This window comes from Streptomyces sp. NPDC005496 (genome assembly GCF_042872045.1).
Taxonomy (GTDB): Bacteria; Actinomycetota; Actinomycetes; order Streptomycetales; family Streptomycetaceae; genus Streptomyces.
The window spans coordinates 167,141-180,612 of the sequence record NZ_JBIAJQ010000005.1; the positions used below are offsets into that span (position 1 = coordinate 167,141).

9 protein-coding genes and 1 tRNA gene are annotated in these 13,472 nt (G+C 72.2%); 6 read left to right on the plus strand and 4 right to left on the minus strand.

All coding sequences use genetic code 11. The features are described 5' to 3' along the window. Nucleotide 1: 1 nt before the first annotated feature. On the plus strand, nt 2-2,299 hold the full coding sequence (locus ACFYQQ_RS16795; protein ID WP_356163798.1) for a transglycosylase domain-containing protein: 2,298 nt from the start codon (nt 2-4) through the stop codon (nt 2,297-2,299). A gap of 309 nt (nt 2,300-2,608) precedes the next feature. Here the strand turns inward: ACFYQQ_RS16795 and ACFYQQ_RS16800 are convergent, their stop codons facing one another. Next, on the minus strand, nt 2,609-3,073 hold the full coding sequence (locus ACFYQQ_RS16800) for a GatB/YqeY domain-containing protein (RefSeq protein ID WP_355794705.1): 465 nt from the start codon (nt 3,071-3,073) through the stop codon (nt 2,609-2,611). Between the two features lie 276 nt (nt 3,074-3,349). On the opposite strand from ACFYQQ_RS16800, the gene ACFYQQ_RS16805 reads away from it, so the two are divergent. The 3 genes from ACFYQQ_RS16805 to ACFYQQ_RS16815 all read left to right on the plus strand — a co-directional run bounded on the left by ACFYQQ_RS16805 (nt 3,350) and on the right by ACFYQQ_RS16815 (nt 5,521). Continuing rightward, entirely contained in the window at nt 3,350-4,276 is a 927-nt protein-coding gene (locus ACFYQQ_RS16805) for a metallophosphoesterase (protein ID WP_355794703.1), read from the plus strand. 354 nt (nt 4,277-4,630) lie between these two features. Further along, complete coding sequence (locus ACFYQQ_RS16810; protein ID WP_355781789.1) at nt 4,631-5,398, plus strand: Pr6Pr family membrane protein; 768 nt, start codon at nt 4,631-4,633, stop codon at nt 5,396-5,398. Between the two features lie 49 nt (nt 5,399-5,447). Further along, nucleotides 5,448-5,521, plus strand: a tRNA-Pro gene (locus tag ACFYQQ_RS16815). A gap of 250 nt (nt 5,522-5,771) precedes the next feature. Here ACFYQQ_RS16815 and ACFYQQ_RS16820 read toward each other — a convergent pair. From ACFYQQ_RS16820 to ACFYQQ_RS16830, 3 genes are all read right to left on the minus strand, one after another. Beyond that, nucleotides 5,772-6,179: a hypothetical protein gene (locus tag ACFYQQ_RS16820; protein ID WP_355781792.1), complete on the minus strand. Its 408-nt coding sequence runs from the start codon at nt 6,177-6,179 to the stop codon at nt 5,772-5,774. Nucleotides 6,180-6,335: 156 nt separating this feature from the next. After that, a complete protein-coding gene (pepN, locus tag ACFYQQ_RS16825) occupies nt 6,336-8,840 on the minus strand; it encodes an aminopeptidase N (RefSeq protein ID WP_355781795.1) in 2,505 nt (834 codons plus the stop codon). Between the two features lie 239 nt (nt 8,841-9,079). After that, nucleotides 9,080-10,474: a TerD family protein gene (locus ACFYQQ_RS16830; protein ID WP_355781797.1), complete on the minus strand. Its 1,395-nt coding sequence runs from the start codon at nt 10,472-10,474 to the stop codon at nt 9,080-9,082. 231 nt (nt 10,475-10,705) lie between these two features. Between ACFYQQ_RS16830 and ACFYQQ_RS16835 the strand changes: the two genes are divergently transcribed. After that, entirely contained in the window at nt 10,706-11,152 is a 447-nt protein-coding gene (locus tag ACFYQQ_RS16835) for a (2Fe-2S) ferredoxin domain-containing protein (protein WP_355781799.1), read from the plus strand. Between the two features lie 132 nt (nt 11,153-11,284). Continuing rightward, entirely contained in the window at nt 11,285-13,357 is a 2,073-nt protein-coding gene (locus ACFYQQ_RS16840) for an NAD-binding protein (RefSeq protein ID WP_355781805.1), read from the plus strand. Nucleotides 13,358-13,472: the final 115 nt, after the last annotated feature.

The window sequence follows — 13,472 nt, forward strand, 5'->3', positions numbered from 1 at the left end:
CATGCCAAAGAAGCGCTCGGGCGGTGGTCTGTCCCCATCGCAGCAGGCCGCCAAGTTCCTCGGTGTCAGTGTGCTCGCGGGAGCCGTGCTGGCCGGAATCGCGCTGCCCGCGGCCGGCGCGCTCGGTCTCGCGGCCAAGGGTTCCGTCGAAGGCTTCGACGAGATCCCGGCCAATCTCAAGCGCCCCCCGCTGAGCCAGCGCACGACCATCCTGGACAACCAGGGCGGCCAGATCGCCTCGGTCTACTCGCGCGACCGCACGGTGGTCGACCTCAAGGACATCTCGCCGTACATGCAGAAGGCGATCGTCGCCATCGAGGACTCGCGCTTCTACGAGCACGGCGCCGTGGACCTCAAGGGCATCCTGCGCGCCGTGAACCAGAACGCGCAGAGCGGCGGGGTCGCCCAGGGCGCCTCCACGCTGACGCAGCAGTACGTGAAGAACGTCTTCGTCGAGGAGGCGGGCGACGACCCGACCAAGGTCGCCGAGGCCACGCAGCAGACGCTCGGCCGCAAGATCCGCGAGCTGAAGTACGCGATCCAGATCGAGGAGAAGCTCGGCAAGAAGCGCATCCTCGAGAACTACCTGAACATCACCTTCTTCGGTGAGCAGGCCTACGGCGTCGAGGCCGCGGCCCAGCGCTACTTCTCCAAGTCCGCCAAGAAGCTGAACCTCCAGGAGTCCGCGCTGCTCGCGGGCATCGTCCAGTCGCCGAGCCGGTACGACCCGGTCAACGACGAGGCGGAGGCCACCAAGCGGCGCAACACCGTGCTCACACGCATGGCCGAGGTGCACGACATCACCCGGCAGGAGGCCGAGAAGGCCAAGAAGAAGCCGCTCGGACTGCACGTCAGCAAGCCGAAGAACGGCTGCATCACCGCGGTCAAGGGCGCCGGCTTCTTCTGTGACTACGTGCGCGAGGTCTTCCTGAACGACCCGGTCTTCGGGAAGACCAAGGAGGCCCGCGCCAAGGTCTGGAACCAGGGCGGCCTGGCGATCCGCACGACGCTCGACCCGCAGGCCCAGCAGTCGGCCCAGGCGTCGATCAAGGAGCACGTCAACAAGAGCGACGACGTGGCCACCGCCGCCACCATCGTCGAGCCCGGCACCGGCAAGATCCTCGCGATGGGCCAGTCGCGTCCGTACGGCTTCGGCAAGCACGAGACGCAGATAAACCTCTCCGTGGACAAGGAGATGGGCGGCGGCGCCGGCTACCAGCCCGGTTCGACGTTCAAGCCGATCGTGGCGGCGGCCGCGGTCGAGGGCGGCAAGTCGGCGACGCAGCAGTACTCGTCGCCGTACGAGATGGAGTACCCGAGCCCGGTCTCCGTCTGCGGCGGCAAGAACTGGACCAACCTCCAGAACGAGAAGCTCACGAACGAGAACGAGTCGGAGCGCGGCCCGTACGGCATGAAGGAAGCGACCGCGAAGTCGGTCAACACCTACTACGTGCAGCTGATCAGCGACATCGGCATCTGCCCGGTGACCGACATGGCGAAGAAGATGGGCGTGAACCGCGCCGACGGCGGCAAGATCGCCCAGGCGCCGTCCATCGCGCTCGGCACGCAGGAGATGTCCCCGCTGACGATGGCGAACGCGTACGCGACCTTCGCCTCGCGCGGCACGTACTGCACGCCGATCGCGATCGAGTCGATCAGCCAGACCGTCGGCGACGAGAAGAAGTCCCTTCGGGTGCCCAAGTCGTCCTGCTCCCGGGCCATGTCGGAGACCACCGCAGACACCATCAGCACGCTGCTGAAGGGCGTGGTCGAGGACGGTACGGGTACCGAGGCCGGGCTCTCCGGGCGCGCCAGCGCGGGCAAGACCGGTACGACGGACTTCCGCTACGCCGCCTGGTTCGTCGGCTACACGCCGAACATGGCCGGCGCGGTCTGGGTCGGCGACCCGGCCCACAAGCGCCGGATGACCAACATCACCATCGGCGGCGTCTACCGCGACAAGGTCTACGGCGGTGAGGTCCCCGGCCCCATCTGGCGGGACATGATGACGGGCGCCCTCCAGGGCAAGCCCGCGCCGAACTTCAACCTCATCGACATCCCGGACCCCGAGCCCGACCGGGGCAACGACGACGGCGGAAACGGCGACGACGGAAAGGGCCACGGCAACGGGCATGGCAACGGGGGCGGCGGTGACGGCGGGATGACCACCGACGGCGGCGTGACGACGGACGGCGGCACCGACGGCGGCACCTTCCCGACCCCGTCCTTCTCGATCCCCGAGGGCTTCATCCAGGGCCAGGGCAACGGCGGGAACGGGCCTGGGGGCCGGAAGGGTTAGCTGAGGGCGCTCGGGCGCGGGCCCGGGGTCGGACTTGGGCTTCGGCTTCGGCTTCGGCGGCTGAACGAGCGGTCGGGGGTCGTGCGCCCCTTGAGTACGGCGGTGGGGGCGCCCCTGGTGATCGGGGGCGCCCCCACCTTTTCGTGTACTGGGCTCCGTTGAAGCCGGGGCTCGTGTACCGGACTCCGTCGGTAGTCGGGGCTCGTGGGCTGGACTCCGTCGGTGGCCGAGGCTCGGGTACTGGACTCCGTCCGTGGCCGGGCCGCGCGTACTGGGCCTCTGCTGGTCCGGGAGCCGAGGCGCCGGGGTTCAGCCGGCGAGGAGCTGCTTGACGACGGCGGCGACGCGACCGCCCTCGGCCTGACCGGCCACCTTCGGGTTCACGATCTTCATGACCTGGCCCATGGCACGCGGGCCCTCGGCACCGGCCGCCTTGGCCTCCTCGACCGCCTGGGCGACGATCTGCTGGAGCTCCTCGTCCGACAGCTGCTTGGGCAGGTACGCGGCGAGGACCTCGCCCTCCGCCTTCTCCCGCTCGGCCGACTCGGGACGCCCGCCCTGAGCGAAGGCGTCCGCCGCCTCACGGCGCTTCTTCGCCTCGCGGGTGATCACCTTCTGCACCTCGTCGTCGGAGAGCTCGCGCTTCGTCTTGCCCGCGACCTCCTCCTTGGTGATCGCGGCGAGGGTCAGCCGGAGCGTCGAGGAGCGGAGCTCGTCGCGCTCCTTGATGGCGGTGTTGAGGTCTTCCTGCAGCTTCGACTTGAGCGTGGTCATGTCGTCGATTGTCGCAGGTGTGCCGACTCGAACGCCCGTTGATTTCACGGGACCCGTCCGGTCGCGGCGCGGTTGGCGGTGCGGGGAGTTGGTGGTGGGCGGTGCGGGGGTGGGCGGTGCGGGGGCCGCGGCGGGCACGGATGCGGGGGTGCCGGCGGTGCGGGCGCGGGGGCCGCGGCGGTACGGGACTGAGGGTGCCGACGGTCGGGGGGCGAGGGTCGCGGCGGTCGTCCACAGGCGTGCGTCGGTCCTCCGGAGGTCTGACACGATGGACTTATGCGCGCGCGATATGGAGTACCCCTGGGAATCACGGCGGTGGGCGCCGCCGGTCTCTTGTACGCGGCGGGCTTCGAGGCCCGCTCCTTCCGTCTCCGACGAGTGACGGTCCCGGTCCTGCCACCGGGTATGCGCCCCCTGCGTGTGCTCCAGGTCTCCGACATCCACATGGTGAGCGGGCAGCGCAAGAAGCAGCGCTGGCTTCGCTCGCTCGCGGGGCTGCGGCCCGATTTCGTCATCAACACCGGGGACAACCTCTCCGATCCGGAGGGCATCCCGGAGGTGCTGGACGCGCTGGGCCCCCTCATGGAGTTCCCCGGGGCGTACGTCTTCGGGTCGAACGACTACTACGGCCCCCGACTCCGCAACCCCGCCAAGTACTTGTTCGAGAAGGCCCAGGGACGCCACGGACTGAACGGCAACGCGCCGGTGGTCGACGCGATCCACCTCCCCTGGGAGGACCTGCGGGACGGCTTCGACTCGGCGGGCTGGCTGAACCTGACGAACACCCGCGGGACGCTGAAGATCGAGGGTGCCTCGGTCGAGCTGACCGGCCTCGACGACCCCCACATCAAGCGGGACCGCTACGCGCGGGTGGCGGGTGGCCCCTCGGAGTCGGCCGACTTCTCGATGGGCGTGGTGCACGCGCCGTACCTGCGCAGCCTCGACGCCTTCACGTCGGACGGCTATCCCCTCATCCTGGCGGGCCACACCCACGGCGGCCAGATCTGCCTCCCCTTCTACGGCGCCTTCGTCACCAACTGCGACCTGGACACGGACCGGGTCAAGGGCCTGTCGCGGCACCACGCGGAGGGCCAGACGTCATACCTGCACGTCTCGGCCGGCTGCGGAGCGAGCCGCTACACGCCGGTCCGCTTCGCGTGCCCCCCGGAGGCCTCACTGCTGACGCTGGTGCCGCGGGCGTAGGTGGATGGGGCGCCGCTTGGGGCGGCGCCGCCCGGGTCGGGGGCGGACGAGGGCTTGGGGTGCCGGCCCGGAGGGTCCGAGGGGGGGTAAGTCCCGGAGGCTCAGGGCGCGGGTCCCGGAGGCTCAGGAGGCGGGTCCCAGAGGCTCAAGAGGCAGGTCCCGGAGGCTCAACGAACCCGCCTCCGAGCGCGCCCCCGGACCCGCCTCCGGGACCTGGACGGAGCCGGGAAAGAGCTGGTACGGAGTCGGCAGGGGGTCGGGATCGACCTGAGTGGTTCACGCTCCCCCGGGCGGCGTAACCCGCTCAGCTTGTCCCGTGTCGCCCGTTTCGTCACTCGCGCTTAGCGTGAGGCCATGACCGCCCCGATACCCAAGGACATACCGGACCTCCCCGCGATTCCCGGTATCCCTGCGCCGGCCCCCTTCATCGTCCCCGCGACCGCGGTGGTGGCGCCCGTACGCCGCCGCGCGACAGCCGTCTTCCGCCTCCTGGTGGTGCTGGCGGCGTCGGCGGGCGTGGCCCTGGAGCTGAGACTGGGCAGCAGCCCCGTCCGCGTCCTCAGCTACTTCACGATCCAGAGCAACGTGCTGCTGGCCGTCGTGCTCCTCGTCTCGGCTCGGCGCGCGTGGTCGGCTCGGCGCCCCCTGCATCCGATGCTGACGGGTGGCGTCCTGCTCTACATCGTGATCACCGGGCTCGTGTACCACGTGATCCTGGCCAACGCCTCCAGCCCGTTCTCGATGACGGGCGGCCCGCCCACCGGCTGGCACGCGGTCGCGAACCATCTACTACACACGGTGACGCCGATCGCCGCGGTGATCGACTGGCTGCTGCTGACCAGCCCGGCGCCGGTGCGGGTGAGCCAGGCGGCCGCGTGGCTGCTGTATCCCGTGGCCTACCTGCTCTTCTCCGTCGCCCGCAGCGCGATGATCCCCTCGACGTCCTCGGGCCGGTACCTGTACCCGTTCCTGGACGTGGACCGCCACGGCCACCTGGGCGTTCTCAGCAACGCCCTGCTCCTCGGCCTGGCCTTCTACGCCCTCGCCCTCCTCCTCGTCGCCCTGGACCACCTCCGCCCGGACCCGGTCCGCCGCCGCGCGAAAACCGGATTTCGTCTCTAGCCACCGGTGGGCTAAAGTAAACGACGTCGCCGCGACAAACGGCGACGATCGGGGTGTAGCGCAGCTTGGCAGCGCGCTTCGTTCGGGACGAAGAGGTCGTGGGTTCAAATCCCGCCACCCCGACAGCCGAAACAGCAGGTGGACCACCTAGGAACGTTCCTAGGTGGTCTTCTTGTGTTTCTGCGTGATTACCCCTCTGGATCCCGCTTGAAGCTGCCGTCCATGACCACAGCATCGGTCTGGATCACGGGCCGGATCTGCTTCCGGTAGAGCTCCTCGGTCACAGCGGTCACAGCGGTCACGGCGGTCCCCGGTTGGCCTTGAGAACGGCCTCCACCTGGGCCAAGCCGCCGGCAGTGGTCCGCGGGTCCGCCTACCTCGCCGTCGCCGGGCCGCCTCTCCGGGTCAGGGCCGATGTCACCGCCGAGACCGCCGCCGTCGCGCCCAGGGTGCCGAGCATGACCAGGGCCACGCCGATGACGAAGAGGCCGCTGGCGTCGTCGGACCAGTCGTAGTAGGCCGCCGCGGTCAGTCCCACCGTGGTGCCCACCACCGCCTCCGTGGCGTGGCGCCGGGAGGCCGCCCAGCAGACCGGCGCCAGCAGGGTCAGGACCAGGCCGATCACCTGCCATGCCTCGTACGGGCCGGTCGTCGAGCCGTCGGGGTGGACGTCGCGGTGCTGGTCCCAGCCCAGCCAGGCCGCCCAGAGTGCCGCGCTCAGCACGGCGAGGCAGAGGCCCGGGCCCAGGCGGCGGGCGAGGTTCGGTATGCGTTGCTCCATGAGTCCCAGCCTCGCGACTCCCGGTCCCGCCGCCCAGAGCGCGCGTACTCAGTCGCTACCGAGTACCTCGTCGCATCACGCCCTCTCTCTCCGCTGAAACCGAGCCGTTGGGATGCTCCTCCGGCTCGGTTCAACTTCCTTCCAGGGCGCTCGAGTTCACGTCCGGCGGCTGTCAGTCGGGCGGGGCCCGTCCGTGGTGCGGGAGTTGAGCATGCGGGTCAGAGTGTCCGCTCGGTCCAGGAGCGTCGTGCGGACCACCGGGGGTGCGTCCTCGGCCGCCGTGCGGGCCGCCTTGAGGAAGGGCTCGTCGACGGCGTACAGCGGGAACAGGCGGTTCGTGAACACCATCGCCGGGATCATGCCGCCGCGCGCGAAGCCGGGCACCAGGTCCAGGTAGCGGCGGGCGTAGGGGGCGAGGAGGGCGTCCTGGCCTGGGCGCCAGAAGGCCGTCGCCACCGGGCCCACGGCGGCGAAGGGGACCGTGCGGTCCTCGACCAGCCGTTGCCAGACCTCCGCCTTGGCGGCCGCGTCGGGGCGGGCCGCCCGTACCGTCAGGGCGCGGATCCAGGCGTCGGGGTCGGGGTCCCGGTCCAGGAGTCCCGAGATCTCGGCGGCCCAGGCGTCGTCGAAGTCCTCGTCCGGGGCGGCGAGTTCGGCCCTTCGGGTCAGCAGGCGCCACCGCAGGTCCACGTCGTCCCCGGCCTGCGCCCGCAGCCAGGACAGGTCGTCGGGCGTCGTCGCGGTGCGGGCCAGTCCGCGCAGTGCGACCTGGCGGCGGCCGGGGTGCCCGGCGAGGCGCCGGCAGGCCGCGGCCACCAGCGCGGTGAGTTCGGGGCGCCGGTGTTCCGGGGCCCACAGGTCCGCGATGTCGGCGGCGAGGGCGAGGTAGGGCTCGATGACCGCGTCGGAGGTCTCGGCGCCCAGGACCGCCGTGACGCAGCGGCCCGCCTCGACGGCGGTGATCTCGCCGGTCACCAGCATGTCCCACACCGTGGCCGTCGCGACGCCGCGCGAGACGGCGGTCGGCAGCTCGGCGGCGGACGACAGCAGGGCGGCGCGCGTGGCGGGGTCGGGCCTCGTCGTGGCGAAGGTGAGGTCATCGTCGTTGAGGAGGACGAGGTCCGGGTCCGAGCCCGGCGGCAGGTCGAGCGGCGTACGCGTGTCCGCGACCTCCACCTCGATCAGCGCCCGGCGTTCCAGTGCGCCGTCGTGGCGGGCGTAGACGCCCACGTTCAGGACGTGCGGGCGGGGACGGCCGGCCGGTCCGTCCGCCACGAGCACGAACGCGTCGCCGTCCCGCTCCAGCGACAGCCGGTCGGTGCCGGCCGTCTCCAGCCAGCCCGTCCGCCAGGTGTCCAGGTCGCGGCCGCTCGCCTCGGACAGCGCGGCGATCAGGTCCTGGAGCGTGGTCGTGCCCCAGGCGTGCCGGGCGAAGTAGGCGGTCATGCCGGTGACGAAGGCCGCCTCGCCCACGTACGCCATGAGCTGCCGCAGCACGGAGGCGCCCTTGGGGTAGGTGATGGCGTCGAAGATGGAGGCGGCCTGGGCGACGTCGTGGATGGGCTGGCGGATCGGGTGCGAGGTCGGTCCCTGGTCGGCGAGGTACGCCCTGAGCTTGCCGACCGCGAGGTGTCCCGCCCAGGCGTCGGTGTGCGAAGTCGCGCGCTCGGCGGCCCAGTTGCAGGCGAACTCGGCGAACGCCTCGTTCAGCCACAGGTCGTCCCACCAGCGCATCGTGACGATGTTGCCGAACCACATGTGCGCCAGTTCGTGGAGCAGGACCTTCGCGAGCAGTTCGCGTTCCGCCGGGGTGGGCGCGGCACGGCGCAGGAAGTCGTCCGACCAGGTGACGCAGCCGTAGTTCTCCATCGCCCCGCCGAACTCCGGCACGAAGACCTGGTCGTACTTCCGCTGCGGGAACGGCATCCCGAACGCCTCGGCGTAGAAGCCGAGGCCCTGCGCGGTGAGGGTGAAGATGTCGTCGGCGTCCCGGTCGAGGACCGCGGCGAGCGAACGGCGGGCGAACAGACCCAGATCGTGGCCGCCGGCCTCGCGGCGGATCTCGTGGAAGGGGCCCGCGTCGACGACCGTGTTGTACGGCGACAGTGGCGGGGTGTCCGGGAAGTGCCAGCGGCGGGTGGGGCCGAGTTCCTCGACGCGGGGGTCCCCGGAGTTGCTGGTGACCGTCCACGCCGACGGCGCGGTCACCGTGAACGCGTGCGGGGCCTTCAGGTCGGGCTGGTCGAAGCACGCCCAGACGAAGCGGGCCTCGTCCGGTTCGAAGCTCGTCCAGACGTAGACCTCGCCGTCCGCGGGGTCGACCGCGCGGTGCACGCCCTCCCCCGTGGCGGTGTCCGACTGGACGCTCTCGACCCGGAGCACGTTGCGCTCCGCTAGGCCGGGCAGGGGGATCCGGCCGTCCTCCGAGGGGGTGAGCGGGGCGCCGTTCAGGGTGGCGCCGAGCACCTGCGCGGCGCAGTCCACGAACGTCCGCGCTCCGGGTTCGCGGCATGTGAACGTCACGGTGGACACGCACCGCACCTCCGGGCCCTCGGCCAGCCCGGTGAGGTCCACCTCCACGTCGTACCGCTCGACCGCCAGCAGCGCACCCCGCCGCTCGGCCTCGACCCGGGTCAGACTCCTGGTGCGCGTCGACGCCATGCGTGCTCACCCGGTACGGGTGTGGATGCGGGTGCGGTTGCGGGCCCCGCTCGCAGCGTAGACGCCCGATCAAGGCCGCAGAGGGTTGCTGCCGTTGCCGCACGGGATCAGGCCACGGCAGCCGCCGGTTCAGCCAACCAGGGCATCAACGGGTGCGCCGGCGAGTGGAGTTGCCGGGGCCGGGCGTCACACCTCGGCGCCCGGTCCTGAAGTCCGTCCGGCGGCCGACGAGCCAGTCGTCAGCGCCGTTTGAACTCCACCGGGCCGCCGTTCATCTCGATGGTGCCGTCCGGGTGGAGGACCGGGCGGCGCTCGGTCATGCGGGCGCTGTACGCCTCGACGTGGTGGATGGCCGCCCCCTCGTCCGCCGTGAAGTCGACCAGCGCGAGGGCGACCCAGTAACGGGTCCTGGTGTTCTCGAAGAGGGGCACGGTGACGGTGGAACCCCGGCCGTCCGTGACGACGACCTTCGCTCCGAAGCTGCGGAAGGAGCCGAACCCGTTGCTGAGCGCGGAGTACGCGCACAGGAGGACGTAACCGTGCTCGTCGGGGCGGACGATGCGCAGGGTCTCGCGGCCGGGGACGCGCGAGTCGCCGTCCAGCCGGATGAAGGGACTCTTCTTCAGGGATCCGAGCCGCTTGTAGTAGACGACGTCGGCGTCCTTGCCCTTCTTCGCCGTACCCGCAGTCGCCGCGGACGTCCCTGGGTGCGCGCCCGGTCGCAGCGGTTCGCCCTGTGCGACATGCCCCGCCTTGACCAGCGTGCCGGGCGTCCGGTCGCCCCGAAGTGCCTGCGCGGACGGCACGAACAGGGCGTACAGGTCGAGGTCCGCGCCCCTCTTCCGGCGCTGCTCGCTGCCGCCGTCCCATTCCAGCGTCGCGGTGACGACCAGTTCGCGGTCCTGCTTGTCCAGTCCGATCGCGGCCCGGCCGCCCTTGTCGAGGCTGATGGCGCCGAGGGGCGGCTTCACCAGGTTCGCGCGCGTAGCGGTGGGCATGGCGCCGGGCCGCACGGTGGTCGCGGGGCCCGTTGGCGGCTCGCCCGTCGCCCGTTCGGTGTCCGGTCCGTCGGTGCTCGATACCTCGCCGTCCGGTGCCTCGTCGTCCGGGGCCTCGGGTTCTTCCACCCGGACGCCGAAGTCGGTGGCGAGGCCCGCCAGTCCATTCGCGTACCCCTGGCCGATCGCACGTAGCTTCCAGCCGGGACCGCGGCGGTACAACTCCATGAGCAGCACCGCGCGTTCGCCGTCCGTGAGAGCCGGCGGGCGGAAGACGACCGGCTCGGTGCCTTCCTGCGTCGCCCGTACCGTCACCTCCTTCACCTCGCGGAAGGTGCGGGTCACGTCGTCGGGATCGCAGCTGGCGACCAGCACCACCCGGTCCACGTCGGCGGGCAGCACCGCCGGGTCCAGTTCGATGCGCTCAGGGTCTCTCGCGTCGGCTGCCATATGGCGTACGGCCCCGTCCTCGGCGGCGGGCTGGTTGTAGAAGACCATGTCGTCGTCCGACCTGACCTTGCCGTCACCACCGACCAGCAGTGCGCTGAGGTCGACCTGGTCCCCCACCGCGTCCAGTGCGACCGTGATGGTCCCCGAGCCCACCGCCGTGTTCGCGCCCTTGCCCAGTTCAGGCATGCCCGCCACCCCCGTACCCGTCCGCCCCATGGCTCGCGCCACTCTGCCACGGTGGGGGCGGGCCCGTTGGCCCGTTGGGCTTGTGGTCTCGTACGGTGGCGGTCGTGGCGTCCGTACTGGGGTTCGCGGGCCTTGTGGTCGGTGGGCCTGTTCGTCTCCGTCGGCAATACGACCGATGCGGTCGTCCGGGTTCGGGCGCCGTTCACGTTTTTTCGCGAAGGGTCTTTCACCGTGGCAGTCAACGTCCCGCGTCGCAGGGCCGGTTCGGTGCTCGTCGGGGCCGCCGGGGCTCGGCCCTGCACCCTGGTCGTCTGCCGCGGGTGCTGCTGCGGCGACCCGCGCAAGTACCCCGGCATCGACCACGAATGGCAGCTGGAGCGGCTGCGCGCCGGTGCCGAGGCGTCGGGCGGAGGGTTCGCCGTGCGGACGACGGACTGTCTCGGGCCCTGCGACCAGGCCAACGTCGTCGTCGTACAGCCCTCCACCGCCGGCCGCCGGCGGGGCGGCCGTGCCACCTGGGTCGGCTTCGCGATGGGCGACGACTGCACCGAGGAGCTGATCGACTGGGCGACCGCCGGCGGCCCCGGCATCGCCGTCCCGCCGGTCGCGCTGGAGCTGCAGTTCGTCAGCCCGCCCGGTGAGACCCGCAAGCGTGCCCGGACTCGCGCCCGCCGCTGACTCCCGGCTGTTCAGCGGTATTTGGGCCCGGCGACGGGCGGGCGGTGTGGAACCGGTGGTGCCGGTGCGGCAGTCTTCTCCTCCGTGGGGAGCCTTCCGAGTCAGAGCGAGTCGCCCGAAGCCGCCGCGCCCATGGTGGTGTGCGGCGACGACGGTCTCGCGCACCGGCTGGCCGCCGAACTGCGCGGTGTCTACGGCGAGCAGGTGACCCTCGTCGTGCCGCCCGCCGCCCATCGCGGGCAGCCTCCGGTCGTGGGCCGGACCCGGGCCACCGCCCTGTTCGACCGGGTCTCCGCCGTCGTCACACGCGCGGCGGGCAACGGCGACGCGGGCAACGGCCGTACGGCCGCCAACCGCGACCCCGGCGGCGGGACGGGACGTACGCCACCGAACCGGAACGCCGGTGCCGGGTCGGCGCGTACGCCCGCGAACCGGGACGGCGGCGCGGCCCGTACGGGTGGCCATCGCGATGCCGGAGCGGTGCGTGGCGCCGAACGCGTGGGCGGTGAGCGGGTGTTGGAGGCCGCCGAGGCCACCGAGGCCGTGCTCGCCGAGGCGGGTGTGGAGCGGGCCGCCGCGCTGGCGCTGGTGTACGACGACGACGAGACGAACATCCGGGCCGCGCTCACCGCCCGCCGGCTCAACCCGCGCCTGCGGCTGGTCCTGCGCCTCTACAACCGGCGCCTGGGTCAGCACATCGAGGCGCTCCTCGACCAGGCGTCGGCCCTCGCCGCGGCCGGTGTCGAGGGCAGCCCCGAGGGGTTCGACGGCTTCGACGCCTCCACCACCGTCCTGTCCGACGCCGACACGGCCGCCCCCGCCCTCGCCGCGACGGCCGTGGCCGGCACCAGCAAGGTCGTCCAGACGGACGGGCTGCTGCTGCGCGCCGTCGAGCGCCAGCCACCGGCGCCGGGCCAGGTCGCCGATCCGGGCCTGTGCACGCTGGCGCTGCTGTCCGCCACCGCCCACGACCCGGCCGGCGCCGACGGTTCCGAGAGCAGCGGTGACCAGGGCCCCCGGCTGCTGCCCGACCAGGAGGCGGTGAACGCGGCCACCGGGCGCGGGACCGTCGTGCTGGAGACGGTGTCGTACTCCGGTCCCCCGCTGTCCGGCGGCCGCAGCGTCGTACCGTTCGCCTCGCTGCTCTCGCGCCGGCTGCGCTGGTCCTTCGTGGGCCTGGTCGCCTGCGTGGTCGCACTGGCGGTGGCGTCGATGGCCGTCACCGGCGAGGAGCCGCTGCACGCCACCTACCTGACCCTGCTCGACCTCTTCGCGATCAACGACCCCGCGCTCGGGGAGAACCTCGGCCGCCAGTTGCTCCAGCTGCTGTCCGGGCTCGTCGGCCTGCTGCTCCTGCCGGTGCTGCTCGCCGCGGTCCTGGAGGCGCTCGGCACCTTCCGCAGCGCGTCCGCCGTGCGCCGGCCCCCGCGGGGACTGTCCGGGCACGTGGTGCTGCTCGGGCTCGGCAAGATCGGCACCCGCGTGCTGACCCGGCTGCGGGAGCTGCACATCCCCGTGGTGTGCGTCGAGTCCGACCCGGAGGCGCGCGGGCTCGCGACCGCGCGGCGGCTACGGGTGCCGGTGGTGCTCGGTGACGTCACCCAGGAGGGTGTCCTGGAGGCCGCCAAGATCCATCGGGCGCACGCGCTGCTCGCGTTGAGCAGCGCCGACACGACGAACCTCGAAGCGGCCCTGTACGCCCGCTCACTCCGCCCCGACCTGCGCGTCGTGCTGCGGCTGTACGACGACGACTTCGCGACCGCCGTGTACCGCACCCTGCGTGCCGCGCACCCCCAGGCGCTCACCCGCAGCCGCAGCGTCTCCCATCTCGCGGCGCCCGCGTTCGCCGGGGCCATGATGGGGCGGCAGATCCTCGGGGCGATCCCCGTCGAGCGGCGGGTGCTGCTGTTCGCCGCCCTGAGCGTGGGCGGGCATCCGCAGCTCGCCGGGCGGACCGTCGGCGAGGCGTTCCGGGCGGGCGCCTGGCGGGTCCTCGCGCTGGACACGGCGGCGCCGGGCGGGCGCCACGCCGACCTGGCGGCGGCACCCGGCACCTCCTCCGGCGGGGAGCGCTCCTCGGGGCTGGTCTGGGACCTGCCGTCCACCTATGTGCTGCGCCCCGAGGACCGGGTGGTGCTGGCGGCGACCCGGCGCGGGCTGGCGGAACTCCTGGGCCGCCGCCCCGGGGACCGGACGGGGTCCTGACCGGAGGTGGGGAGGGAGGGGTGGTGCCGCGGCCCCAGCCCGAATGCCGGTCGGTCCAGGGCCCTACCCGCGTGGGGCAGGCTGGCCTCGCAGGACCGAGCCCTGTGGCGGGCGG

Excerpts from the sequence above, each read along its gene's own strand:
- ACFYQQ_RS16840 (WP_355781805.1), top strand. The coding sequence starts at position 11,285 with ATGGTGGTGTGCGGCGACGACGGTCTCGCGCACCGGCTGGCCGCCGAA.
- ACFYQQ_RS16820 (WP_355781792.1), bottom strand. The coding sequence starts at position 6,179 with ATGGAGCAACGCATACCGAACCTCGCCCGCCGCCTGGGCCCGGGCCTC.
- pepN (WP_355781795.1), bottom strand. The coding sequence starts at position 8,840 with ATGGCGTCGACGCGCACCAGGAGTCTGACCCGGGTCGAGGCCGAGCGG.
- ACFYQQ_RS16800 (WP_355794705.1), bottom strand. The coding sequence starts at position 3,073 with ATGACCACGCTCAAGTCGAAGCTGCAGGAAGACCTCAACACCGCCATC.
- ACFYQQ_RS16805 (WP_355794703.1), top strand. The coding sequence starts at position 3,350 with ATGCGCGCGCGATATGGAGTACCCCTGGGAATCACGGCGGTGGGCGCC.
- ACFYQQ_RS16795 (WP_356163798.1), top strand. The coding sequence starts at position 2 with ATGCCAAAGAAGCGCTCGGGCGGTGGTCTGTCCCCATCGCAGCAGGCC.
- ACFYQQ_RS16810 (WP_355781789.1), top strand. The coding sequence starts at position 4,631 with ATGACCGCCCCGATACCCAAGGACATACCGGACCTCCCCGCGATTCCC.
- ACFYQQ_RS16830 (WP_355781797.1), bottom strand. The coding sequence starts at position 10,474 with ATGCCTGAACTGGGCAAGGGCGCGAACACGGCGGTGGGCTCGGGGACC.